The sequence below is a fragment of the Kitasatospora sp. NPDC087314 genome, from assembly GCF_044744365.1.
Taxonomy (GTDB): domain Bacteria; phylum Actinomycetota; class Actinomycetes; order Streptomycetales; family Streptomycetaceae; genus Kitasatospora.
This window is the reverse complement of the sequence record NZ_JBIUYE010000014.1, coordinates 80,816-104,305: the sequence shown is the minus strand read 5'-3', so window position 1 is coordinate 104,305 and position 23,490 is coordinate 80,816. Positions and strand designations below refer to the sequence as shown.

At 70.0% G+C, this 23,490-nt stretch carries 21 protein-coding genes; 4 read left to right on the top strand and 17 right to left on the bottom strand.

Annotated features, from left to right (window positions below):
* The 3 genes from ACIO5E_RS28610 (at nucleotide 1) to ACIO5E_RS28600 (ending at nucleotide 5,492) form a co-directional block, all read left to right on the top strand.
* Nucleotides 1-1,122 (top strand): NUDIX hydrolase, encoded by a 1,122-nt coding sequence (locus tag ACIO5E_RS28610; RefSeq protein ID WP_400673206.1) that lies wholly within the window; start codon nucleotides 1-3, stop codon nucleotides 1,120-1,122.
* A 1,152-nt stretch (nucleotides 1,123-2,274) separates the two neighbouring features.
* A complete protein-coding gene (locus ACIO5E_RS28605) occupies nucleotides 2,275-3,522 on the top strand; it encodes a tyrosine-type recombinase/integrase (protein ID WP_400673204.1) in 1,248 nt (415 codons plus the stop codon).
* 608 nt (nucleotides 3,523-4,130) lie between these two features.
* Entirely contained in the window at nucleotides 4,131-5,492 is a 1,362-nt protein-coding gene (locus ACIO5E_RS28600) for a restriction endonuclease (protein WP_400673202.1), read from the top strand.
* A 209-nt stretch (nucleotides 5,493-5,701) separates the two neighbouring features.
* Here ACIO5E_RS28600 and ACIO5E_RS28595 read toward each other — a convergent pair whose 3' ends face one another.
* The 8 genes from ACIO5E_RS28595 to ACIO5E_RS28560 form a co-directional block, all read right to left on the bottom strand.
* A complete protein-coding gene (locus tag ACIO5E_RS28595; RefSeq protein WP_400673199.1) occupies nucleotides 5,702-7,066 on the bottom strand; it encodes a hypothetical protein in 1,365 nt (454 codons plus the stop codon).
* 148 nt (nucleotides 7,067-7,214) lie between these two features.
* Entirely contained in the window at nucleotides 7,215-7,355 is a 141-nt protein-coding gene (locus tag ACIO5E_RS28590; protein ID WP_400673198.1) for a hypothetical protein, read from the bottom strand.
* Between the two features lie 440 nt (nucleotides 7,356-7,795).
* Complete coding sequence (locus ACIO5E_RS28585; RefSeq protein WP_400673195.1) at nucleotides 7,796-9,199, bottom strand: IS1380 family transposase; 1,404 nt, start codon at nucleotides 9,197-9,199, stop codon at nucleotides 7,796-7,798.
* A gap of 189 nt (nucleotides 9,200-9,388) precedes the next feature.
* On the bottom strand, nucleotides 9,389-10,492 hold the full coding sequence (locus ACIO5E_RS28580; RefSeq protein ID WP_400673192.1) for a hypothetical protein: 1,104 nt from the start codon (nucleotides 10,490-10,492) through the stop codon (nucleotides 9,389-9,391).
* A 200-nt stretch (nucleotides 10,493-10,692) separates the two neighbouring features.
* A complete protein-coding gene (locus tag ACIO5E_RS28575) occupies nucleotides 10,693-11,388 on the bottom strand; it encodes an HNH endonuclease (protein ID WP_400673190.1) in 696 nt (231 codons plus the stop codon).
* A 44-nt stretch (nucleotides 11,389-11,432) separates the two neighbouring features.
* Nucleotides 11,433-12,791, bottom strand: a complete 1,359-nt coding sequence (locus tag ACIO5E_RS28570) for an AAA family ATPase (RefSeq protein ID WP_400673187.1) — start codon at nucleotides 12,789-12,791, stop codon at nucleotides 11,433-11,435.
* 183 nt (nucleotides 12,792-12,974) lie between these two features.
* Nucleotides 12,975-13,106 carry a hypothetical protein gene (locus ACIO5E_RS28565; RefSeq protein WP_400673185.1) on the bottom strand — a complete coding sequence of 44 codons (132 nt, stop codon included), beginning with the start codon at nucleotides 13,104-13,106 and terminating at the stop codon, nucleotides 12,975-12,977.
* Nucleotides 13,107-13,412: 306 nt separating this feature from the next.
* Nucleotides 13,413-14,270 (bottom strand): nitrilase-related carbon-nitrogen hydrolase, encoded by an 858-nt coding sequence (locus tag ACIO5E_RS28560; protein ID WP_400673567.1) that lies wholly within the window; start codon nucleotides 14,268-14,270, stop codon nucleotides 13,413-13,415.
* A gap of 1 nt (nucleotide 14,271) precedes the next feature.
* Between ACIO5E_RS28560 and ACIO5E_RS28555 the strand changes: the two genes are divergently transcribed.
* Complete coding sequence (locus tag ACIO5E_RS28555; protein ID WP_400673182.1) at nucleotides 14,272-14,973, top strand: LysR family substrate-binding domain-containing protein; 702 nt, start codon at nucleotides 14,272-14,274, stop codon at nucleotides 14,971-14,973.
* Nucleotides 14,974-15,507: 534 nt separating this feature from the next.
* Here ACIO5E_RS28555 and ACIO5E_RS28550 read toward each other — a convergent pair.
* From ACIO5E_RS28550 to ACIO5E_RS28510, 9 genes are all read right to left on the bottom strand, one after another.
* Nucleotides 15,508-16,203: a FadR/GntR family transcriptional regulator gene (locus ACIO5E_RS28550; RefSeq protein ID WP_400673180.1), complete on the bottom strand. Its 696-nt coding sequence runs from the start codon at nucleotides 16,201-16,203 to the stop codon at nucleotides 15,508-15,510.
* Nucleotides 16,204-16,360: 157 nt separating this feature from the next.
* Nucleotides 16,361-17,260 (bottom strand): amidohydrolase family protein, encoded by a 900-nt coding sequence (locus ACIO5E_RS28545; protein ID WP_400673178.1) that lies wholly within the window; start codon nucleotides 17,258-17,260, stop codon nucleotides 16,361-16,363.
* On the bottom strand, nucleotides 17,257-17,562 hold the full coding sequence (locus ACIO5E_RS28540; RefSeq protein ID WP_400673177.1) for an L-rhamnose mutarotase: 306 nt from the start codon (nucleotides 17,560-17,562) through the stop codon (nucleotides 17,257-17,259). The genes ACIO5E_RS28545 and ACIO5E_RS28540 overlap by 4 nt, the downstream gene beginning before the upstream one ends.
* Complete coding sequence (locus tag ACIO5E_RS28535) at nucleotides 17,559-18,209, bottom strand: lactate utilization protein C (RefSeq protein ID WP_400673175.1); 651 nt, start codon at nucleotides 18,207-18,209, stop codon at nucleotides 17,559-17,561. Before ACIO5E_RS28535 ends, ACIO5E_RS28540 begins: the two co-directional genes overlap by 4 nt.
* On the bottom strand, nucleotides 18,206-19,648 hold the full coding sequence (locus ACIO5E_RS28530; RefSeq protein WP_400673173.1) for a LutB/LldF family L-lactate oxidation iron-sulfur protein: 1,443 nt from the start codon (nucleotides 19,646-19,648) through the stop codon (nucleotides 18,206-18,208). The genes ACIO5E_RS28535 and ACIO5E_RS28530 overlap by 4 nt, the downstream gene beginning before the upstream one ends.
* On the bottom strand, nucleotides 19,645-20,385 hold the full coding sequence (locus ACIO5E_RS28525; protein ID WP_400673172.1) for a (Fe-S)-binding protein: 741 nt from the start codon (nucleotides 20,383-20,385) through the stop codon (nucleotides 19,645-19,647). Before ACIO5E_RS28525 ends, ACIO5E_RS28530 begins: the two co-directional genes overlap by 4 nt.
* Nucleotides 20,385-21,377 (bottom strand): aldo/keto reductase, encoded by a 993-nt coding sequence (locus tag ACIO5E_RS28520; protein ID WP_400673564.1) that lies wholly within the window; start codon nucleotides 21,375-21,377, stop codon nucleotides 20,385-20,387. Before ACIO5E_RS28520 ends, ACIO5E_RS28525 begins: the two co-directional genes overlap by 1 nt.
* A 2-nt stretch (nucleotides 21,378-21,379) precedes the next feature.
* A complete protein-coding gene (locus tag ACIO5E_RS28515; protein WP_400673170.1) occupies nucleotides 21,380-22,144 on the bottom strand; it encodes an SDR family NAD(P)-dependent oxidoreductase in 765 nt (254 codons plus the stop codon).
* On the bottom strand, nucleotides 22,141-23,481 hold the full coding sequence (locus ACIO5E_RS28510) for an L-fuconate dehydratase (protein WP_400673167.1): 1,341 nt from the start codon (nucleotides 23,479-23,481) through the stop codon (nucleotides 22,141-22,143). Before ACIO5E_RS28510 ends, ACIO5E_RS28515 begins: the two co-directional genes overlap by 4 nt.
* Nucleotides 23,482-23,490: the final 9 nt, after the last annotated feature.

Sequence of the window (23,490 nt, the reverse complement as noted above, 5' to 3'; positions counted from 1 at the left end):
GTGAACACCGATGCAATCAAGGACGATTGGACCCGGCGGGTCTACCTGACCTGGCTGGCCCGGGACGCCCGGTACGCCCTGTCCGCTCTGAACCAAGGAGCAAAGCTCGCCGGTCAAGATCCGGCCGACCCGCGGGCCTGGATGCTGCTGGAGTCCTTCTTGACGTACACCGCGAAGGTCTCCAAGACGCTCCAGCCCGTCCCGAGCGACAAGCCCCGCACTAACAAGGGGCAGACCCAGGAGGGCTGGGCCTGGCGGCAGGTCCGTGGCGAGTATCTGCGCGACCTGCTCGGCGTCGATCTGGCCTCGCCCGTGCTCGAGCGCGACGTGCGCAACGCCGCCGAGCACTTCGACGAGCACCTGGACGAGTGGGTCGCGCACTACCCCCGACCCACCGCGAGCGACTGGGAGCAGGGCATCACCCAGCCGTTCCCGGCACCGCCGACGCAGCGCCTGGACAGCACCCCGTGGCGGGTCACGGTGGCCGGGCAGGAGATGGACCTCACCGCGATCGAGAACGAGCTGAAGCAGATCCTGGCCAGGGCGACCGAGCTGGAGCCCGTGGTCGGGCTGGCGGACCCTGGGCTTGCCACCGCGCTGGCGGGCCTCCCGCCGGGACCGGACGCGGCGCGAATAGACGCGCCAACCAGGCAGCCCGACGAGCACATCCTGGCGGGCACCGGCTTGCCGGTGCCCGCCGCCGGCGCTACGACGGCGCCGACGGCTGCCGAGGGGCCGCACATTGCCGTCGCAGTGGTCGTCCAGGACCGCCGAGTGCTGCTGGTTCGCCGCCGCAACCGCGAGGGCGCGCTCCTGTGGGGGTTTCCGGCCGGGAAGGTGGAGCCCGGGGAAGCACCTCACGATGCCGCCGCCCGCGAGGCCCGGGAGGAGACCGGGCTCGACGTTGCCTCCTCCCAGTTGCTCGGGGAAAGGCTCCACCCGGATACCAACCGGTACCTGTTCTACGTGGCCTGCCGGGCGGTGGCCGGCACCGCCGAAGTGGTGGCGCCCGAGGAAATAACCGAGGTGACGTGGGCCGGGCACGCCGACCTCTCCCAGTACGTGCCGCAGGGGTTCTTCCACCCGGTACAGGCGTACCTCGACGCCTCCCTCCGTCCCTGACCGAGTGAGGCCCCCGGCCCGAGCACCGTTTCGTCGGCATGGTGCTCGGGCTGGGCCGCGGTTGCTCTTGAGTAGCGGTCCCGCTGAGCCGGGGGCACCCCGCGTGTCGTCGGCGCCTGGGCGCCGCCACGTTCCGTGACTGTCTCGCCTGATCGTGGACGCCGGAGGACGTGGGTGTAGGTGGGTGGAAAGGGGCTTGGCGGCGGTAGCGCGGCGGCGATATCCCCGCTCCGTCCCCGCACGGGAACATTCCGGTCATATTGACGGCCCGATTCGGTCCCTCACCGGGTCCCGCCTATGGGTCAAAAACGAAAAGAGCCAGGTCAGTTAGGGTCTGACCTGACTCTTCGAGCGGTGGGGCACCAGGGGCTCGAACCCTGAACCTACGGATTAAAAGTCCGCAGCTTTTGAGTTGTCCTCGGCGCGACGTAGGCGGCCAACGACCCTGGGCTCCTTACGTTCGTCACATAACGTAGCCGCCGCCCCGCGTCTGCCGTCACTTTCAGCGTACTCCGGGCCAGCGCGCGGCGCTCCGACCGCAGCCCACCCGGCAAGAACGCCATTCGCGGCATGCATCGCGGCCAGCATCAGGGATCACCCCCGCCCTCCAGGGTGACCTGCATGGACTCCCGGCGGTAGCACGCCTTCCTCAGCGGTCGCGGACGTCAGGTCGCCCTCCACCCGACATGCCCACCAGGTCTCGACGCGCTTCGAGGAACGACCCGTGCGTACGGTCTGCCCCGTTCAGCACGCCAAACCCTGTTCCGCCCGTCCAGGCGGACAGGTGACTGTGGGCGTGCCCGGCCGAGCCCGAGCGGCTCCACCACCCCGCCAGAGGGAGACCATGCACGCCCGACCCCACCTTCCCACCGCAAGCCGGCTCTCGGTTCCGACCCCGGCCGTCATCGCCGGCTCCGCTAACGAGGCCGATCCGGCAGCGGAGTTCGACCTCCTGCACAGCGGTTGGTACTCAACCGAGGAACTCGCCACCCTGCTGAAGGTCGACCCCTCGACCCTGCGACGCTGGCGCTCCGCCACTCCCCCGCAGGGCCCGCCCTTCGTCCAGATCGCGCCCCGGCTCTACCTCTACAGCATCCCGACACCCAGCTGTGGCTCGCCCAGAAGCGCACCGACCCATCCGAGGCAGCCTGAATGCCCGACCACACCCCGCTCATCCCCATGGGTGTCGACCTCACCACCGACATCGAGCACCGCCCCGACCGCCGCCCGCAGTTCCGCTACCGCGCCCGCGTGCGCTGGACCGACCCCAACGGCGGCGGCCGCAAGTCGGCTTCCTCCTCCGTCCCCACGGAGGAGGAAGCCAAGGCCTGGATCGCCCGCATGAAGCGCGCCGCAGCACGCGGCATCACCCCCAAGACCGTCACCATGACTCTCGCAGAGTACGGCGACGAGAACTGGGACCTGGCGATGCGCGGCCTGGAGACCACCACCCTCGACCCCTACACCGCCGGATGGAAGCTGCGCGTCACCCCGGTCCTCGGCCACATACCCGTCACCAGCATCACCAACGGCATCACCGACTGGGCCCTCCACTCCTGGATCGCCGACGGACTCAGCATCTCCTCCGTCAAGAACAGCCTCGCCCCGCTCGTACGCATCATGGAGCAAGCCGTCCGCGACGGCCTCATCGACTTCAGCCCCTCCCGCATGAGCGGCTGGCAGCGCCTCTACAAGAAAGCCGAGGACGAACTCGACGACCCCCGCTCCCTCGCCCTCGCCGACTGGGACGCCCTCGACGAACTCGCCAACGCCCTGGTCGAGCGCTCCCACAACCGCTACCGCGGCTGGGGCGACATCGTCTGCTTCGCCGCCTGCACCGCCGCCCGAATCGGAGAAGTCTCCGGCGTCCGTGTCAAGGACATCAACCGCTTCGACTGGACCTGGGACCTGTGCCGCCAAACCACCACCGGCCCCGGCGGCCTCATCGACAAAGGCACCAAAGGCAAGCGACGCCGCACCGTCCCCATCATCGAAGAGATCCGCGACCTCGTGAACTGGCGCATAACCGTGGTCGGCAACGACCCCATGGCCCGCCTCTTCACCGGGCCGCGCGGCGGACGCATCACCACCGCCATCCTGCGCGACGCCACCCACTGGGACGAAGTCGTCGTCAGCCTCGGCTACGAGTACCTACGCCGACACGACCTCCGGCACACCGGCCTCACCTGGCTCGCCGACGCCGGCGTCCCCATCCACGTCCTCCAGAAGATCGCCGGACACGGCCACATCACCACGACCCAGCGATACCTCCACCCGGACAAGAGCTCCATCGAGAAGGCCGGCCATACCCTCAGCAGGCACCTGTCAGCCGACCGGCACACCCCATCAGCGGCGGCACCGGCAGAGGCGGCAGTGCGCCATCTGCGTCTCGTCCAGTAAGCGGCCTCAACGGGCATCCACTGGAGATCCCCACTGGCCAGCCGCCCGCAGCAGCGGATATGTCGTCGTCAACCACCGCGCTGTAGAAGTGGCTTGTGATACACGATGAAGAAGATGCAGCGCCCTGGGTCCGGCTGCTGCTCCGCGAACAGCCCGCGCGCAACATCCACGACAGCCTCCGAGCATCCGGAATCGCCGTGCCGCTGGAGGCCGTACGCGACCTGTGTAACCGCCCGGTCGTGACCTATGGCGGAAGTCCTTCTCCGCTTCCGCACGAGTGAGTGCTCCATCTCCCCAGCGGCGGCGCCACGTTGCGCCCCCGCACCGGTTGCTCATGCCCTACTCAGCCAGGGGCAGCGGATTCTCGGCGGCCCCAGCCGGGTAGTGCTGCTGGCATATCGCGCAGACTGCGCGGCTCCCGCCGGGGCCGCGCTGTCGTGGACCAGGGGGTGGACCGGGTGGCACGCCGGAAGACGGTGGCGGAGATCCTCGCCGAGGCGTACCGCTTGAAGCAGCAGGCGCGTGCCGCGCAGGCGCAGGGCGGGGCCCAACAGGCGACCGGCCGAGCTGCAGCCCCGGCGGCTCAACCCCGTCCCAGGAAGCGGAAGGTGGACCCCGCCGTCGAACACGCCCGGCTCCTGGCCGCCGGCGAGAAACACCTCCAACGCGAGGAGGCCGCTCGCGCCAAGGAAGCCGCCCGGGTGGAAGCCGAGTTGGCCAAGCGGCAGACGGCCCGCCGCCGGGAGGAGGAGGCCAGGAAGCGCGCGGACGCCCAAGCCGAGCGAGAGGCCCAACGGCAAGCCCGGCAAGCGGAGACCGCCCGACTCAAAGTCCAGGCCGAGGAGAGCAGCGCCGAGTGCAACCGGCAACGAGAGGAACTGGAAGCAGTCCTACTGCTACGCCCCGAGGGCCTAGAGGTGTGGCACCCACACATCAAAGAGGCCTTCGCTCACGAAGGCCCCCAGGGCGTCGCAGATCGGATCGAAGACCTGCTACGGCGCTCCCCCGTCCCCCAGGGCTGCCGGACAGCAGCCCAAGCGGTCTACGTCCCCGAAGTCCAGCAACTCCTGGTCGACGTAGAGCTGCCGAACCACGAGATCGTCCCCGCGGTGGCCTCCTACCGCTACGTCGCGCAGCGGGCCGAGGTCGTCCCCCAACCCGCCAAGCAGGCCGAAGTCCACGCGGCCTACGCCCGGCTGGTAGCCCGCCTGGCCCTCCGCGCGCTGGACGAGGCGTTCTCCGCCACACCGGCGACGTTCGTGGAGAGCATCATCCTCAACGGCCGCGTCAACGCCACCGATCCGGCGACCGGCCAGGCCGTCCGGGCATGCGTCGTCAGTGTCATCGCCCAGCGAAAGGACTTCGCCGAACTGGTCCTGGACGAGCCCAGGCTCGACCCACAGCAGTGCCTCCACCGGCTCGGCGCGACCGTCTCTAAGCATCCCCACGACCTGGAACCGGTCACGCCCATCATCGAGGCCGATCTGTCCCGCTACCGCATCATCACCGAGACCGCCGTAGTCGCCACCCTGGACAGCCGGCTTGACCTGCTCCAGATGAACCCCTACGACTTCGAACGTCTGGTGCGCGAACTCTTCGAAGCCATGGGCTACGAAACCTGGCGCACCCAGGGCTCCCGCGACGACGGCGTGGACGCCGTCGCGATCCTGACCAACCCCATTGGCTCCAGCGTCTTCGCTATCCAGGCCAAGCGCTCCAAGAACGCGGTCCCGGTGGAGACCGTCCGGGCCATGGTCGGCGTCATGGATGACAAGGACGCCGGCTACGGCATCGTCGTCACCACGTCGTGGTTCGGCAAGGCGAGTTACGACTTCGCCCACCGCAACGGCCGCATCCGCCTCATCGACGGCCGCAACCTCAAGGCCCTGCTCGCCGAGTGCCTGAGCATCGACGCCCTGATCGGACTGCCGAAGGTCCCTCCGGGCTGGCAGGCCGGCGACCTCGTGTGAACTCCAACGTGAACCCTGCGCGGCCGCCCCTGACCTCCCGCCCACGGTCCACCCGACCGGTACCTACGCGGTCTCAGGGAGTGGGTGAAGAGACAGTGTTCTGACCCTGCGCTATTCCTTGGCGGCCGCTGTGTCAGCTCTGGATTATTGGCAGTACGGGGCCCCTCGGTTCGGAGGGTCCCGACTGCTTCCGCCGTGCCTAGTAGGCGTCAGCGCAGTTTTGCGGCGATCCGGTCGGGATGGGCCACGAGGTCGAGTAGATGGAGGAAGGCGAGCCCAGCGATTCCACGGGGGACTGTGCCGTCGTGCGAGAACAGGAGAGCCTTCTGCCACGGGTCCAGTTTCTGGAAGGAGTGGGCACTGTTGCGATCCCGTCGCAGGTAGAGCGAGGTGGCCTGGTCCCAGGTCTTGTTCATGGGGCCTTTCTTGCCGGGAAGGCCGGCAAGACCGGTGGGGGTGTAGTAGGTGCTGGTCTGAATGAAGCCGTCTTTCACCTTGTCGAGGGCGTCGACGGCCCGCTGGCAGATGGGCAGAGCGACGGCCGCGATGTCCGGGGGTAGGTCGTGCCGGAGGTTCTGCAGAGTTGCGGCAGCGTGTGAGGGGGTGGCCAAGGTGTCGAAGGTGCTGAGACACATGCCTTCGAGGGTGTCGAGAGCGTCGTATGCCGCTCTGAGCTGGGCCGTCTCGTGGTGCTCGGTGTCGGCGAGGGTCTCGGCGACATCGCGGAAGAGCCGCTCGATGCTGGCCAAGTACTGCCAGTGCTTGATCGGACTGTAGACGTTGGACTCTCGGTCGGCGAAGTTGACCGGGTCTGTGGCCACTGCCAGGACCTTGTTGACCTGGGTGGTCCACCAGGTGAAGAAGGCCATGGTCTGCTCGGCGGTAGCAGCGGGAGGGTTCTGCCCCCCGCGCTGGCCGGGCCCTGTGAACCGCTCAGCCGTTGGCCTGACGGTGTCAATGAGCTGGTCGGTGGGGAATGTGAGCCCGGCGACAGGCCGACCGAACAGCCACACAGCCACGGCACGAGCCCGGGAGGCAGGCACACCGACGACGTAGGGTGCCAGTGCCAGCAGCGCGGGCGCGGTGAACAACTGGGCTCCAAAGATGCCACCAGTCGTTAGTGCACGACCTGCCGGAAGACCGTCGCCGGCCAACTGGGCGGGCGCCAGTTCGGCAGCAAGCAGGAACTTGGCGAGGGTGTAGCGGACGGCGAGCTCACTGGCCACGTCCACGACCAGTAACTCGGACTGCGGCAGCCGCTTCACCGCTCCGGAGAAGAACGCCTTCATGGCTTCGGGCAGCTCTGCCGTTGGCGCACGAAGGAAGCTGATCTGGAACTGTGCGACATCGGAGGCGAGGGTGTCCTGGTCCCGCAGTCGGTCCAACTCCCGAGTCACCACGCTGCTGGCGGACGCGCTGAGGTTCGGGACCTGTTCGGGCAGGGTCCTGAGGAAGTCGTACTGGTTCTCACGGATATGGCGAGCGGTCAGGAGGGTCGCTGGCTGCCTGCGGTAGGACTCGGCGGTGCGGACCCGCCAGTGGCCGTTCTCCTCCCGGATCTCCCAGGCGGCCATGCCGGCGATCTCATTGCGGCGGCCTGATACTCCGGCTGGCCGCTGCACAACTGTCCACTGCTCTGACGTCGGGGCTGTCACGCGCTCCATGATGATCCGTTCTTCGCCCGCCCTGCAGCTGGATTTCGTCCCGTGATCGGACGGTGACTTAGCTGTCGTCAGCGCAGGCCGCAAGGTAGTCCGCCCAGCTGTCCTGGGCGAAGCGAGCCCAGCTGAAGGCGGTGCCGGGGTGCACGCCAAACAGGTCGCTGACCACGATGGGAGGCAGGTCGGTCACGGCTTCGAGCATGGCAGTGTTGTGCGCGCTGATGACGTCGAGTCCGTGTTCGCGAAGCTTGACGTGGAGTCGGTGATCGGACGGTGGGCGGGCCGGCCGGGCGGCAGAGGGACTGGGCGGCCTTCCCGCGGCAGCTGGAGCATGGAGTGGAGCGCCGGTCGTGCGATCTGCTGCTCGATTAGGCGGGCCAGTTGGTGGCAGCAGGACGGGGTTGCGGCCGATGGTCAGGTAGGTGTCGTCCCCGGTGTGCGAGAAGCGGTCCGTAGTCAGCTCGACCAGGCGAGTGCCGGACAGGACCTAGCCTCCGCCTTTCAGTTGGGTTCGGCTGAACTGGGTTGATCATGTTGGTGCGGTGTTGCTGGCCGTGTGTGATCGCGAGGCATGCCGAGGGCCCGGCGCGGTGGCCGGTGTCTCCAAGATCCTCGGGTCGTGGGCGGACGGGGGCGGTGGAATCAGGTGACGGGCCGGGGCAGGGCCTGCAGTCGGGCGAACGCGGCGGCCAGGTCGTGGCGCCAGGGCCAGGTGGCGGCGATCCGTAGGTGCAGGCGGCGGGCTCCGCGGGTGATGCGGGCGGCGGCGTGCGGCAGCCGGTAGCGGATCTTCTTCGGTTCGGCGGCGGCCAATTCGCCCGCCAGTAGAAGGGTTTGGGTCCAGGCGAGGAGATCGATGGCGGCCAGGGAGATCTCCAGCCAGGCGGCGTTGATGTGGAAGTGGCGGGAGGGGAAGCGGCCGAACCCGGTGGTCTTGCCGCAGCGGATGCGGTCCTCGATGCGGGCGTGCGCGCGGTGGCGGACTTCCAGGAGTTGCAGGGAGCCTTGTCCGTAGGGGGTGTCGGTGAGGAAGACCTGGTGGCGCATGCCCTCGTCCAGGTCGAACAGCGTGAGCTGGGCGCCGGGGTGGGGACGCTCGCGGCGGACGATGACCCGGGTGCCCTCGGGGTAGCCCGGCAGGTCGACCAGACCGGTCAGCTCGGCAACCTGGGCGCCTTCACGCAGGGAACCGTCCTGTTCCAGAGCCGGGTGCCAGACGTGCTCGGGCAGGTGGCGGATCGCGCGGCGGACCGGCTCGGTGATGGACCATCCGACGGAGAACGAGGCGTGGATGCCGCGCGAGCGCAGGGTGCGGATGTGGGTCAGGAACGCCTTGGCGGATCCGGCGCTGTCGGCGCGGATGAGGATGTCGGTGCCGTGGCGGTGGGCATCGGGGATCTGGGCGAGCGCGGCATCGAGCACGCTGATGTGGTCGGCGGCGGTGTTGGCCGAGGCGTTGCCCGGTCGTAGAAGGCCGGCCAGGGCCTCGCCGGTGTTGTCGAGGAAGCACAGCAGCGGGTGGTAGCCGAAGCCGTGCTTGTAGGTCGGTGCGGCGTGCTCCTTCTCGGAGTGGCAGGTGACGAGGGTGGCGTCGATATCGAGGACCAGGCCGGGCAGTTGACGCCCTCCGGCGTGCGAGGCCGGTATGCCGTCGCGGGTCTCGCCGGCCCGGAGCCAGGCGATCTCGCGGGCCGTGGCGCGGGCCGCGCGCAGGGCGCCGAGTACGGTCGGGTCGATGCCGGCCAGAAGCCGCCAGGCGGTGGGCGTGGAGGCGACCGGGCCGAAGACTTCGGGCTGGTCGCGCAGAAGGGCCAGGTCAGCGATCGCTTCACCGCCGTCGGCGAGCATCACTGCCAGGTCGGCCGCGATCCGACCCGGATCGTGGCCGGTGCCGCGCGGACGCAGCCGACGCAGAGCGTCGCCGAAGGCATGCGTGAGACCGGTGGCCTCTGCGAGATCGGCCAGCAGGCGGGATCCCGCGTGGCTGACCACCCCGCGCCCGTCGGTGGAGACGACGAGCCGGGGACGCGACCCGGTAGTGTGCACGTAGAAAGTGCCTTCCTGCTGGGCTGATAGAGACCTTCGACAAGCCTCATCTTCCCAGTTCAGAAGGCACTTTCGCGTTCCCGGTCATGATCCGGACACGCCCGCAAGTGAAACGCGCAGGCTAGAGCCCGATCAGCGCGCCCGCGATACGGGCGTCGAACGGGAGTGCGCCGTCGTTCAGGCAGTGCTTCAGCTGTCCGCCCCGTTCGGCCTCGGTGAGGAACCGGGTGGGCAGAGCCGCGTGCTGCGGCTCGACAGCCATCTTGCCGGTGAGGAGTCTGGCCGTGGCCCATCGGATGAAACGCTGACCGGACGGTGGCGTGTGGGGTGGGTGGTGAGCCAGAGGTCCAGGTCCTCCTGCCCTACAGTAGCCAGGTCGCACTGATTCTCGTCGAGCCGGGTCAGGAACTCGATGGCGACGCGGATGTCTCTGGGTCGACTGTGGCAGCAGCGGTGGACCAACCTCGGACCGAGCGTCGTCGTGCGTCGCGGATGATGCTCCACTCGGCGAACGGCCGGATGATCTTTGCTTGGTGTTGCGGGGAGCCGCACCAGGGTGTCGCTGGACCAACGTTCGAGGCGGGCGAGGTTCTCATCCCGCTTCGGCGGGATGCCGGTGTCCACCAGTACCTCTCGGAAGTGGCTGGTCGCCCAGTCGCCGTAGGGCTGAGAGTCCACCTGCGAGGGTCGGCCGGGCTTCCACACCTCCGCGAAGTACTGAGGGCGGTAGCGGTAGCCGACGGAGATGCCGCTGTCCCGGCCGGTTACCGCGAAGCCTGCCCGCAAAGCGGCATCGGCGGGCACGACGGACACGCTGTGGTCCGGATAGCGCCTGGCCAGAACGTGCTTGGCCACGGCCGGCGCGAACCCGACGCCGAGTTCGTCGGACTGCAGTGCCTTGTAGTAGTCCGCCGTATCACGGCCCTTGGCCGACAGGGCCATGAAGGTTCCGAGGGTCCCCTCCAGCGCCTGGCTGTACTTGAGGCAACCCCAGTGCTCCGCGAGCCCCCGCCCGGCACCACGCCGCGCGAGCGCGGTCGCCCGCCCGAAGGTGTGCAGCACCTCCCAGGGCGTCAGCTGGACGCCAGCGCCGAGTTCCCTGGACGGCACGGGTCGCAGGCCCGGCTTGCGCCGCAGCGCGTCGAGCTCGTTCTGCTCCCGTTCCTCGTCGTCCTTCGCCGCGACGGCTTCGACCTCGCCCAGCAGTTTGTCGCTGGAGTGGACCGCGACGTTCGACGGCTGCGCGAGCTGCTGCAGCACCTCGCGCACGTTCTTCGGCTCGTTGCCCTCCATGGCGTTCCCCCAACTCTCCAGTCCCACAGCGCAGATGCCGCACCTTAAGCCGCACGTTCGGGGCGCGTACCAGGGGCGTACGCGAGCACCGCCGGTTCCCCGACGTGGAAGTCGTGCTGCCGTTGACGTGCGTCGGCAGGTGTAGTCGGGGTGTTCCCGTCTCCCTTCGGGCAACGCGACCGGGTCTCCGCCACGGTGTCCTACCGGAGGAGCAGGGCCGTCCGGAGCCCGGGTTCGCGGAGGTGGAGGAGGAGTTGGGGGTCGTCGTCGAAGACGATCTCGGCGGCGGGGTCGAGGGCTTGGTGCAGCATGGCCTGGACGACGTCGGCTATCGGCTGTTCGTTGACGACCGCGGCCCAGTGGGCGGCGTCGTCGTGGTCGCCCTTGGCGGTGGCGGTGGCCCACTGGGCGACACAGGCCTTGGTGACGTGGTAGGCGTGCACCCTGCCCTTGGCCAGCAAGCCGCGGTTGAGGTCGAACAGGTCGATGGTGGCCCGACCCCTGGGGGTCAGCGGGTGGTACTGGCCGACCGCCAGGACCAGCCGCAGGTGCGGTGTCGGGTCCTCGGCCGTGGGGTCGATGAGCAGCGGCTTCCCGCCGGGGTCGAGCGGGAAGACGGCCTTCTTGAGGTGGCTGTTGCACAGTGAGCAGGCGAGGACGTGGTTGGTCCAGTCGAAAGCGCGCATCGGATCCCGGTCGATGGGATCGAAGTGGTCGATGTCGGTGCCCTGGTTGTCTCCGCAGTACATGCACCGCTCGCGCCCGGCCGCCATTTCCCCGAGAAGGCTGCGAAGCGTCGAGTGCACGTGCCGCCGCACCGTGGTGTGCTTCCAGAGCTCTCGCGCCCGCGCCGCGGGCTTCTCGGCGAGCACGATCTCGCAGGTGCACTCGGCCATGCGGGAGCGCGGCGGCTCCGGCAGGGGAAGCCGCCGGATACGGATCACGCGACGTGCCCGGTCAGGGAGTGCAGGCGGGCGGCGACCTCGTCGACCCGGGCGGACGGCGAGCTGGTCAGTGTCCGCTTCAGCTGCCGGTAGCGGTCCCGCTCCTCCTCGCCGGCTTCGCCGGACACGATCTTCATCTCCAACGCGACCAGGAGCGCCCGGGCCTCGTCCGCGCGCTGCGAGTACGGGGTGTCGAGGCCGAAGAGCTCGGACAGCACCGCGTCGTCCCCGCTGCCGAACACCACCCGGTCGTACAGGTCCGCGCCGACGACTTCGGGGGCTTCGTCGACGTCGGGGCCGGGCAGGCGGATCAGGCCGGCGGGGTCGGCGGCCTGGCAGATGTAGGGGCTGTGGGTGGTGACGAGGAACTGCACCAGTGGGAAGTGCTGCTTGAGCCAGCCCCCGATGCGCTTCTGCCAGGACACGTGCAGGTGCGCGTCGATCTCGTCGATGATCACGACACCGGGGACGGTCACGACGGGGCGCCCGCTGTCACGTTCGACGTGGATGGCGCCGTACGTGTCGTGGAGCTGCTTGAGGATGTCGACCACCAGCGCCGCCACCGTCCGGTAGCCGTCACTCATCTCCCGCAAGGCGAAGGACCTGCCGTCGTGCGCGACCCACAGGCCGTCGGAGTCGACGTCCCCGATGGTGTAGTCGTCGGGCAGCAGGTCGTCACCGAGGATCTCCAGGGCGGTGCGCTTCAACTCGGCCGCGCCCGGGCGGTTCTCCAGGGACCGCAGGTGCTGCTCGATCAGCCAGCTGACACCCTCCGCCAGCGAGGCGTCCTCGTGGAAGAGGCTGGTCAACCGGGCCACGGCACCGGACCCGGCCATGCGCCGCTGCACCTCCCCCGACCCGCCGACGAGCCGGCGGAACGGCCCGTAGCCCGCGCAGAACCAGCCCACCGGGTTGTCCGCCCACGGCCCGCGCTGAGCAGCAGTGGGCGCCTTCTTGTACGCCACCGGGGCCAGCGCCGGCTGGGCATGCCGACCGGCGGCGACGGTGGTCTCCGGTGCGGTCCACTGCAAGCCTGCCCAGAACACGCCGGCCGGAGGCCGGCCCGTGCTGAACCGGTCCTCCGACGGGTCCGGGTGCAGGCACACCTCCGCGACGGCCTGCTCTCGCTCGTCGCTGATCCACGAGTCGAAGCCGGTCACCAGCCCGCGTGCCGCGCTCGGTCCGCTGACCGCCAGAGCCACGGCGCGCAGCAGGGTGGACTTGCCGGAGCCGTTACGGCCGGCCAGCACCGTCCATCCGGCGTAGGAGCCGTCGGGCCGGGTCAGGTCGAGGTTCACCTCACGGGTGCCGCGGAAGCCGCGCACGTTCCGCACCCGCACGTTCTTGAGGTACATGCCTCGTCCTCCAGCCCGTTTCCTCCGTCACACGTCCCGGTCCTGGGCCGCTGCGTCGACTCTATCCGTGCCCGGCACTGGTGGAGGACTTCCCGGTGGGGCATTGGCCGGCTCCGCAAGCGCACCGCCTGGATCAACCTCCCGACAATGGAGTTGCACGACCCACGCAGCAGCGGATCTCAGTCAGCTGGCGGGCAGAGCTTCGGGGCCGTTGTCGACATCGAGGAAGCGGAACTCGGTCGCGGGCTCGTCCTCCCCAAGGGTCGGGCGGAGGTTGCCGAGGAGGTCGTGCGCTGCCCAGTCCGGGAGGGTCATCGCCGGCGGGACCGGCAGCCGGGCTTCGCGCAGGAGTGATTCCTCCTTGAAGACGGCTTCGGTGATCCAGGCGAAGGTGTCGTCGTCGAGGAGGAGGCGGGCAGGCGGTCGGCGACGCGGCGTCCAGCACCGCCGTGAGGCGCCGGACTGCGCACCTACCCGCTGATCACGCGGTGGCCGTTCCAGTTCTCACGCGGGGCCGACGCAAGATCGCGAGGTCCTGCTGGAGTACCGGAGGGGAACGATGCGCGCCGTTGGAGCGCCGATCGTTGCGGAGATTGCGTTCGTATGGACGGTCGGCTGGAGTCAGGCCGCCGTTCCGTGTGTCTCGCCGGGCTGCCCGGTCGGCTCCGTCTCCTCGTACCCGGGGCGGCGCCAGATGCCGGCCTCGACCATGCGGTCGATGCCGGGGTTCAGGACCTCCTCCGCGTAGGCCGCGTGGTTGCCGGGCTGGCGCGAGAGGTACAGGTTCGCCGGGTACAACGGCTTCTCGTAGATCAGCTGCGCGGTCTCGGCGCGTACGTCCTTGAGCCAGTTGGTGGTCTTGGCGTGGGTGCGGTGGTGGCGCAGGGCCTTGATGTCGATGACACCGCTCACGAAGCTCGGGCCGTTGGTGTTGGTCTGTTCCCCGATGACCTGACCGCGGTAGTTGACGATCATCCCGGTGCCGCCGCCGCAGTCGACCGGAAGCCGGCTGTCGGGGTGCAGGTAGACGCCGCCGATGTTGGGGGCGACCACGTAGAAGTTGTTCTCCAGGGCGCGTGCCCGGTTGCTCACCTCGAAGATGCCGTTGGCGGTCATGGGGACCGGGAGGGAGGCCCGGTAGACGACCTCCGCGCCGTTCATGGCGAGTCCGCGACCGTTCTCGGGGAAGTTGCCCTCCATCGCCATCATCACGCCGATGCGCCCGATCTCGGTGTCGGCGACCGGCCAGAACGACTGCAGCTCGCGCCCGTACTTCTCGATCCACCAGTCGTAGAGGTCGTGCGGGGAGACGGAACGCTCCACCGGCAGCAGCGCCGACATCTTGTAGTGCTTCAGCACGATCTCGCCGGCGGGGTCGATGAGGAAGCCGACGTTGAAGAACAGCTCCGGCCAGTCGGGGTGGCGAGCCTTGGCCTGGCCGAGGATGAACAGGTCCTGCTCGCGGGCGAACCGGGCCAGGATGTCGGTCTCGGGCCCGGTGATGTCGATCGCGGACGGCGCCGAGGGCGTGCTGCGGGTCGGCTGCGCGGGCGCGCTCGCCTACTCCTTCCCCGCCGAAGTGCTGCGCGTCACCGCTGCCGGGCTGCCTGGCCTGCGGATCGACCTGCACCAGGGCACCGACACCCACATCGCCGAACTCGTCCGGGACGGACGATGCGACCTCGGCTTCGTCCGAGAACCGGTACCGACCGCCCGCACCCGACCCGGACCGGAGCGGCAGGAGAGCGACGGACTCGTCATCGTGCCGGGATTCTTCACCGAGCGCATCGTCGCCGCCCTGCCCACGGCACACCCACTGGCCGGGGCCCACGAGCTGAACCTGGCCGAACTGCGGAACGAGTCCTTCGTTCTGCCCGAGCCGCTGTCCATGCCGGGGCTGGCAGCACGTGCGGCAGCCGCCTGCCGGGAGGCCGGCTTCGAACCACGGGTGGGCGGCAGCTGCGACGACGTGACCAGCGCGCTCGGTTTCGTCGCCACCGGCCTGTGCATCACCCTCGTCCCCGAAGGCGTGCGGCACTTCCCGCCACCGGGGATCACCTACGTACCACTGCGCACATCGTCGTCGCAGATGATCTCCTCGATCGCGGCGATCCACCGGCCTGGCGCGGATCGCGCGGTCCACCGCGTACTGGCGCTCCTCGACGAGGCCACTCGACCGTAAAGCCCGTCCCGGCATGTTGTTCACAGGAAGGATGCCGCGCCTCGGTCCGCAGCCTTCCAGTCCAGCAGCTTCTCAACCACTCCCGTCCCCAGGCTGCTGCACTGGTCGAACCGGCGCAGATGTCACCAGGCCACCGCCCGCCGCAGCCACTACCGCCGCCGACTCGCCGACCGCTCAACCGGACAGATCACGCAGTCACACCGGAGTAGCAGCAGATCGGCTGACGGTGACCTCGTTGTAGGAAGATCATGCAGAAGCGTGATCTCACGGACCTGTGGCTGGCGGCCGTTCGCTCAGAGTCTTACCAGCCGATTGCCGCGGATCCGCGGGCCGAACGCTTCCACGCCGATACTCGGGCGTTCAGGAACGCTGCGCCGGGCCGTGATCGATGTCGAGGACGTCCGTAGAGGTGCTGCCGACACCCCAGCGAGCGCCCTGCCGGCATCACCTCGCCGGGCGGCGGACCAATCCCGCGGCTTCGTCCACAGCCTCCGCCTATGCGGAGGTCTCGCCCCTTGAAGCACCCGCCCCGGGTCAGCCGAGCGAGGACCCGGCTGCGCCGAGGGTGTCCCGCAGCCACTGTTCGACCCCGGCTACGTGGATCGTGGCCCAGGCGTGCGCGAGGTCGGGGCGGCGGTCGGCAATGGCGTCGAGGATGGCGCGGTGCTGCTGGCGGGTCCGGTCGGCCGCGCCTTCCTCGGTCAGCCCGCGCCAGATCCTCGCCCGGGCGGTCGGGCCGGACAGGCCGTCGACGAGCGAGCACAGGACGGTGTTGCCCGAACCGGCTGCGATCCTGCGGTGGAACTCGAGGTCGTTGTCGATCAGTTCTTGCAGGGAGGCGTCGTCGCTCAGGCTCTTCAGGACCTCCCCGAGGGCGGCGATGTCCTCGTCCGGCATCACTCGGGCGGCCATGGCCGCAGCGGCGGGTTCCAGGATGCGGCGGACCTCCAGGAACTCCAGCACCGAGTCATCCTGGTGGAAGTCGACGACGAAGCCCAGGGCGTCCAGCAGCAGGTTGGGCTCCAGGCTCGTCACGTACGTGCCGTCTCCCTGGCGTACGTCGAGCACCCGGATGAGCGAGAGGGCCTTCACGGCCTCACGCAGGGAGTTGCGCGACAGGCCGAGCCGCTCGGCCAGGTCGGCCTCCTTGGGGAGTCGCGAACCGGGGCGTAGCTCACCACTGACGATCATGGCTTTGATCTTCTCGATCGCCGAGTCGGTGACTGGCACGCTCCTGCCTCCCTGGTCCTGATCGTTGCAGCATAGCTTCCATGGCACCCGCCCGGAGGTCGCCTTGACCGCGACAGGTCAAGGCGATCCGGCAAGATCCACAGGAGGCCGTCCGTGCGGCGGCTGCCCCGGACGGGCCGTACCTCGGCCGGGTCGGCTACGGTCCCGTCGGGCCGGCCCGTCCCTCCGCGGGCCGACGCGGGGCGCCGAGCCCGTACACGCGGATCGCGTTGTGCCGGAACACCGCGTCCTTCTCCCCCGCGCCGAGCCCGTCCGTGAGGTGCCGGGTGGTCCGGATGACCTCGGCGTAGTCGGCCTGAAGGGTGCATACCGGCCAGTCGGAGCCGAAGAGAAGGCGTTGCGGGCCGAAGGCTTCCAGGGCGGTGTCGGCGTAGGGCGTGAGGTCCTCCGTGCGCCACCGACCGGAGGCGGCCTCGGTGACCAGGCCGGAGAGCTTTCCCACGGTGTTGGGCAGCGCGGCCAGGCGGCGTAGGTCCGCTGCCCAGGGGTCGAGCGTGCCGTCGGCGATCGGGGGCTTGCCGAGGTGGTCGAGGACGAACGTCAGGCCGGTGAGCCGGGCGGCCGCGAGGGTGGCGGCGGGCAGCTGGCGCGGTTTGACGACGAGGTCGTAGGCGAGGCCGGCTCCGGCGACGGCGAGCAGGCCACGCTGGACGTCGGGGCGCAGCAGCCAAGCGGGGTCGGGTTCCTCCTGGACCTGGTGCCTGATGCCCACCAGTCTTTCTCCGCCGGGGAGTTCACGCAGGGCGGCGATCGCTTCGGCAACGTCGGGGGCGGTGAGGTCGGTCCAGCCGACGACGCCGGCGATCAGGTCGCTGCCGTCGGCCAGGGCCAGCAGTTCGGGGGTTTCCTCGGGGACGCAGATGGTCTGCACGACGACTGTGGCGACCACTCCGGCCTGCGCGGCTTCGGGGGCGAGGTCGGCGGTGGTGAAGGAGCGGGCCAGTGGAGCGAGGGCCTCTCCGGTGATCCAGGGCTGCGGCCGCGTGTCGAGGTCCCAGACGTGGTGGTGCGCGTCGATGATCTGAGGTCCGGTCACAGTTCCCACACCACCGGGAGGCCGGCCCCGGCGTCGGAGTAGTCGTGGCTGATGTCGAGCAGTTCGCCCATCTTCTCCTGCCAGGCGGTGTTGACCGGGAGGTGTTCCAGTGCGGCGAGGAGCCGGGCGTAGTCCTCGCACTCCAGCAGGTGGAACAGGTCGCAGCCGCTGCGCCAGATGGTCCAGGAGGTGACGCCGGCGGCGCGGATGGCGGTGGTGAGTTCGGCGGGCACCGCGCGGTGGGCGGCCTCGTACTCGGCGATCCGGTCGGCGCGGACGCGGGTGTGCAGGGCGACTCTCATGATGCCTCCGGTGCCTCTTCGGTGACGACGATGACGTGCAGGGTCCGGGGGCCGTGGACGCCCTCGACGCGTTCGAGTTCGATGTCGCTGGTGGCGGACGGGCCGGAGATGAAGGTGAGCGGGTTCCGCGGGTCGAGGCGGGCGAGGGCGTCGGGGACGTCGTCGGCGATCTGCTCGGCGCGGATGACGCACAGGTGGTAGTCCGGGACGAGGCTGAGGGCGCGGCGGCCCTGGCCGGGGCCGGCATCGAGGACGATGGTGCCGGTGACGGCGATGCCGGCGGCGGCCAGGGTGATCGCGCCGTCCAGGGCGTTCAGGGCCGGGACGGCCAGGGGTTCCGGGTGCCACTGCCAGTCGCCGGACGGGAGCAGCTCGACGGGAAAGCCGTCGGGCAGCGCCAGGTTTCTCGCCCCGCACGCGGTGAGGGCGGCGGCGATGGTGGCCGGCAGGCCCGCCTGGTCGGTGCGGGTGACGTTCGCCCGGTAGTCGGCGACGCGTTCGGCGAACAGGGCGACGGTGTCCTGGCCGGGTTCGGTGTGGCTGCGGTGGTAGGTGCGGGGTACGGGGATGTCGTCGGGCCGTTCGTCGGCGGGGACGTCGGTGAGCGCGGAGCGGATACGGGCGAGGATGGCCTGACGGCTGTTCATGCTTCTTCGTCCCTGTTCTTGCGCCACCAGGTGCGGAAGGACTCGGCGGGGGGTGCGGGGGTGTCGCGGGTGTCGGACCAGCCGTGCAGCGGGCCCGGCAGTCGGCCGATGCGCCCGTTCCGGGCCAGGGCGCGGCCGCCGAGCGCGGCGGCCTTCTGGGCGGCGGAGAGCAGGCGCGGGGAGTCGAGGACGGTGGCGGCGGCCTTCATGGCCAGGGCCTCCGTCCGCTGCGGCTTGGTCTCGACGGCCTTGGCCCTCAGGTGCGCCAGCACTTCGGGGATGTTGATCTTCACGGGGCAGGCGTCGTAGCAGGCGCCGCACAGGGTGGAGGCGAACGGCAGCGAAGCGGCGTTCTCCACGCCGACGAGTTGCGGGGTGAGGACGGCGCCGATCGGTCCGGGGTAGACGGAGCCGTAGGCGTGGCCGCCGGTGCGCTCGTAGACGGGGCAGACGTTGAGGCAGGCGGAGCAGCGGATGCAGCCGAGGACCTGGCGGCCGACGGTGTCGGCGAGGGTGTCGGTGCGGCCGTTGTCGAGCAGGACCAGGTGGAACTCCTGGGGGCCGTCGCCGTCGGTGGTGCCGGTCCAGGTGGAGGTGTAGGGGTTCATCCGCTCGCCGGTGGAGGAGCGGGGCAGGAGCTGGAGGAAGACTTCCAGGTCGGTCCAGGTGGGGATGACCTTCTCGATGCCCATGACGGTGATGAGGGTTTCGGGCAGGGTGAGGCACATCCGGCCGTTGCCCTCGGACTCCACGACCATGACGGTGCCGGTGTCGGCGGTGGCGAAGTTGGCGCCGGAGACGGCGACCTTGGCGGTGAGGAACTTCTGCCGCAGGTGCAGCCGGGCCGCATCCGCCAGCTCGGCGGGTGAGTCGGTGAGCCCGTCGGGTGCGGGCTGTCCCCAGTGGCCCATCTCGGCGGTGAACAGGTCGCGGATCTCGGTGCGGTTCCTGTGGATCGCGGGGACGAGGATGTGGGAGGGCCGGTCGTCGCCGAGCTGGACGATGAGTTCGGCGAGGTCGGTCTCGTAGGCGGTGATGCCGGCTTCGGCGAGGGCCTCGTTGAGGCCGATCTCCTGCGTGGCCATGGACTTGACCTTCACGACTTCACGTTCGCCGGTGGCCTGCACGAGTTCGGTGACGATGCGGTTGGCCTCGGCGGCGTCGCCCGCCCAGTGCACGGTGCCGCCCGCAGCGGTGACGGCGGCCTCCAACTGGACGAGGTAGCGGTCGAGGTGGCGTGAGGTCCGCTTCTTGATCGCGGCGGCGGCGTCACGCAGCTGCTCCCAGTCGTCCAGTTCGGAGGCGACCGCGAGCCGCTTGTCGCGGATGGTCGTGGTGGCCCGTTTCAGGGTGGCGCGCAGCTGGGTGTTGCCGAGCGCCTCGCGGGCGGCCTCGGGGAAGGACGGCGAGCCGAGCCAGACGACGCCGCGGTCGCTCATCGGTTCTTCCCTTCGGTGGCGGCGAGGATCTCGGCGATGTGCATGGTCCGCACGGTGGAGCCCTGGCGGGACAGTCCGCCGCCGATGTGCATCAGGCAGGAGTTGTCGGCGGCGCACAGGACCTCGGCGCCGCTGTCCAGGACGGCGGCGTTCTTGTCGGCGAGCATCTCGGCGGAGGTGTCGGCGTTCTTGACGGCGAAGGTGCCGCCGAAGCCGCAGCAGGAGTCGGCAGCGGGAAGGTCGACCAGGTCGATGTCCTTGACCGCGCGCAGCAGTTGCAGGGGGCGGTCGCCGAGGCGAAGGCCGCGCAGGGAGTGGCAGGTGGGGTGGTAGGCGACGCGGTGCGGGAAGCGGGCGCCGACGTCCGTGACGCCGAGCACGTCGGTCAGAAACTCGGTGAACTCGTGAACCCGGGGCACCAGTTCGGTGACCTGCTGGACGAGCGAGGCGCTGCCGTGTTGTTCGGCGAGTACGGGGTGGTTCTCGCGGACCATGCCGGCGCAGGACGCGGACGGGGTGACGATCGCGTCGTAGTCGGCGAAGGTCCGGGCGAAACGGGTGACCAGCGGGAGGGCGTCGGGGCGGTAGCCGGTGTTGAAGTGCATCTGCCCGCAGCAGGTCTGTTCCATCGGGAAGTCGACGGAGTGGCCCAGTCGTTCGAGGACGGTCACCACCGCGCGGCCGGTGCCGGGAAACATCGTGTCGTTGAAGCAGGTGATGAACAGGGCGATGCGCATCAGCTCACCTCCTCAGGGGTGGGGACGTCCGCGGGCAGCAGTCCGCGCTCCTTGAGCTCTGCCCAGAGCGCCGTCGGCACGGGGCGTTCGAGCATGGCGGCGGCGTCCCGGGCCTCGGCCGCGCTGCGGGTGCCTACCAGGACGCTCGCCACCGCCGGGTGCCCGAACGGGAACCGCAGGGCGGCGGCGCGCAGCGGCACGCCGTGCCGCTCGCAGATGTCCTTCAACCGCAGTGCCCGGTCGAGAAGTTCGGTGGGAGCGGCGGCGTAGTCGAAGGTCGCTCCGGGTTTCGGGTCGGCGAGCAGGCCGGAGTTGAAGACCCCGCCGACCACCACCCCGACGCCGCGCTCGGCGGCCAGCGGCAGGAGTTCGGCCAGTCCGCGCTGGTCGAGGAGGCTGTAACGGCCGGCCAGCAGGACCACGTCGATGTCGGTGTCGCGGATGAAGCGGGCGGGCAGCTCAGCCTGGTTCATGCCGATGCCGATCGCCCCCAGGACGCCTTCGGCGCGCAGGCGTTCGAGTTCCGGGTAGGCCTCGGTGAGCGCCTGTTCGGCGTGGTCGTCGGGGTCGTGCAGGTAGGCGATGTCGATCCGGTCGAGGCTGAGGCGCTCCAGGCTGTTCTCCAGGGAGCGGCGCACACCCTCGGCGGTGAAGTCCCAGCGCCGGCGGTGGCGGGCGGGGACGGCGAAGCCGTTGGCGAGGTCGTCGCCCTGGGCGTCCGGAGCCGGCTCCAGGATGCGGCCGACCTTGGTGGACAGCACGTACTCGTCTCGGGGCCTGGTCGCCAGCGCAGCACCGAGGCGCCGCTCCGACAGGCCCAGGCCGTAGTGCGGGGCGGTGTCGAAGTACCGTACGCCGGACTCCCAGGCTGCGGCCACAGCCTGCTCGGCCTGAGCGTCGCTCACCGGGGTGAACAGGTTGCCGATGCCCGCTGCGCCGAAGGCGAGCTCGGTGACGTGTACCGCGCCGCGGCCGAGGGGGTTCTGGCGCAGGGTCACGGCTTCGGCTCCGGTCGCAGTCGCAGGCCGGCCATGCCGCCGTCGACGGCGAGCGCGGTGCCGGTGACGCTGGCGGCGGCGGGGGAGGCGAGGTAGGCGATGGCGGCGGCGACCTCCTCGGCGCTGACCAGCCGTCCGGTGGGCTGGCGGGCGTTCAGCGCGGCGCGTTCGGCGGCCGGGTCGTCGGCGGCGTCGAGCAGTCGTGCGACCCACGGGGTGTCGACGGTGCCGGGGTTGACGCAGTTGACGCGGATCCCTTCGCGGACGTGGTCGGCGGCCATGGCCAGGGTGAGCGAGAGGACGGCGCCCTTGCTGGCCGAGTACAGCGCGCGCTGCGGCAGTCCGGCGGTGGCGGCGATGGAGCAGGTGTTGACCACGGAGGCGGTGGCGGATCGGCGCAGGTGGGGCAGGGCGGCGCGGGTGGTGCGGACGATGCCGAGCACGTTGACGTCCAGGACGTGGTGCCACTGCTCGTCGGGGTTGTCCTCCACCGTTCCGGCGGCGCCGATGCCGGCGTTGTTGACCAGGATGTCGATGCCGCCGAGCGCCTCGGCCGCCTCCTGAACGGCCGAGCGTACGGAGTGGTCGTCGGCGACGTCGGCGGTGAAGCCGCGCAGCGGGGCGCGGACGCTGCTCGGGTCGAGGTCGAGGACGGCGACGGCCGCTCCGCGTTCGCCGAGCAGTTGGGCGGTGGCCAGGCCGATGCCCGAGGCACCGCCTGTGACCAGGGCGGTGAGCCCGTCGAGGTCGCGGGTGGTCATGAGCGTTCCTCCTTGTCGCCGCCGGCCAGGTCGGCTGCCCAGAACGTGCCGTCGGGGTAGGTGTAGGTGTCGATGGTGGCCTGGTGCATGGTGGCGGAGAAGCCGGGCAGAGCAGGGGCTCGGTAGTGGCCGGCGTCGATGACGACGGGGTCGAGGAAGTGCTGGTGGAGGTGGTCGACGTACTCGATCACCCGGTCCTCGGTGGTGCCGGAGAGCGCGACGTAGTCGAACATCGACAGGTGCTGGACCAGTTCGCACAGGCCCACGCCGCCGGCGTGCGGGCAGACCGGGACGCCGAACTTGGCGGCGAGCAGCAGGATGGCGAGGTTCTCGTTGACGCCGGCCACCCGGGTCGAGTCCAGCTGGAGGATGTCGAGGGCGCCGGCCTGGAGCAGCTGCTTGAAGACGATGCGGTTCTGGACGTGCTCGCCGGTGGCGACCCTGATCGGGTGGACCCCGCGCCGGACGGCGGCGTGGCCGAGGATGTCGTCGGGGCTGGTGGGTTCCTCGATCCAGTACGGGTCGAACTCGGCGAGGGCGTTCGTCCACTCGATCGCCTCGTCGACGTTCCAGCGCTGGTTGGCGTCGATGGCGATGCGGATGTCCGGTCCGACGGCGGCGCGTGCTGCGCGGCAGCGGCGGACGTCGTCCTCCAGGTCGGCGCCGACCTTCAGCTTGATCTGGGTGAAGCCGTCCGCGACGGCCTGCTTGGCGAGGCGGGTGAGCTTCTCGTCGGAGTAACCCAGCCAGCCCGGGGAGGTGGTGTAGGCGGGATAGCCGCGGCGCACGAGTTCGGCGGCTCGGGTGGGTGCGCCCTGCTTGCCCTTGCGCAGCAGTTCGAGGGCCTCGCCGGGGGTGAGCGCGTCGGTGAGGTACCGGAAGTCGACCTGGGAGACGAGCCATTCGGGGTCGGCGTCCGCCAGCAGCTGCCACAGCGGCTTGCCCTCACGCTTGGCGGCGAGGTCCCAGACGGCGTTGACCACGGCTCCGATCGCCATGTGCATCACGCCCTTCTCGGGTCCGAGCCAGCGCAACTGGCTGTCGCCGATCAGGTCGCGGTACAGGGAGCCGGGGTCGGCGCACAGCTCGGCGACGGAACGCCCGACGATGTGCTCGCTCAGCGCGTCGATGGCGGCGACCTGGACGTCGTTGCCACGGCCGATGGTGAACGTGAACCCGTGGCCCTCGTGGCCGCCCGCGGAGGCGCGCAACACCAGGTAGGCGGCGGAGTAGTCGGGGTCCGGGTTCATCGCGTCGGACCCGTCCAGCTCCCGCGAGGTGGGGAAGCGGATGTCGTAGGTGTCGACGGCGGTGATCCGCGCGGTGTCTGCGGACAAGGTGGTGCC

Coding starts and splice junctions, on each gene's coding strand:
- ACIO5E_RS28565 (WP_400673185.1), bottom strand. CDS start 13,106: ATGACCCTCCCGGACTGGGCAGCGCACGACCTCCTCGGCAACCTCCGC.
- ACIO5E_RS28605 (WP_400673204.1), top strand. CDS start 2,275: ATGCCCGACCACACCCCGCTCATCCCCATGGGTGTCGACCTCACCACC.
- ACIO5E_RS28590 (WP_400673198.1), bottom strand. CDS start 7,355: ATGCTCGAAGCCGTGACCGACCTGCCTCCCATCGTGGTCAGCGACCTG.
- ACIO5E_RS28540 (WP_400673177.1), bottom strand. CDS start 17,562: ATGAGAGTCGCCCTGCACACCCGCGTCCGCGCCGACCGGATCGCCGAG.
- ACIO5E_RS28515 (WP_400673170.1), bottom strand. CDS start 22,144: ATGACCACCCGCGACCTCGACGGGCTCACCGCCCTGGTCACAGGCGGT.
- ACIO5E_RS28555 (WP_400673182.1), top strand. CDS start 14,272: ATGTCGGTCTCGGGCCCGGTGATGTCGATCGCGGACGGCGCCGAGGGC.
- ACIO5E_RS28570 (WP_400673187.1), bottom strand. CDS start 12,791: ATGTACCTCAAGAACGTGCGGGTGCGGAACGTGCGCGGCTTCCGCGGC.
- ACIO5E_RS28580 (WP_400673192.1), bottom strand. CDS start 10,492: ATGGAGGGCAACGAGCCGAAGAACGTGCGCGAGGTGCTGCAGCAGCTC.
- ACIO5E_RS28595 (WP_400673199.1), bottom strand. CDS start 7,066: ATGGCCGCCTGGGAGATCCGGGAGGAGAACGGCCACTGGCGGGTCCGC.
- ACIO5E_RS28530 (WP_400673173.1), bottom strand. CDS start 19,648: ATGAGCGACCGCGGCGTCGTCTGGCTCGGCTCGCCGTCCTTCCCCGAG.
- ACIO5E_RS28525 (WP_400673172.1), bottom strand. CDS start 20,385: ATGCGCATCGCCCTGTTCATCACCTGCTTCAACGACACGATGTTTCCC.
- ACIO5E_RS28575 (WP_400673190.1), bottom strand. CDS start 11,388: ATGGCCGAGTGCACCTGCGAGATCGTGCTCGCCGAGAAGCCCGCGGCG.
- ACIO5E_RS28535 (WP_400673175.1), bottom strand. CDS start 18,209: ATGAACAGCCGTCAGGCCATCCTCGCCCGTATCCGCTCCGCGCTCACC.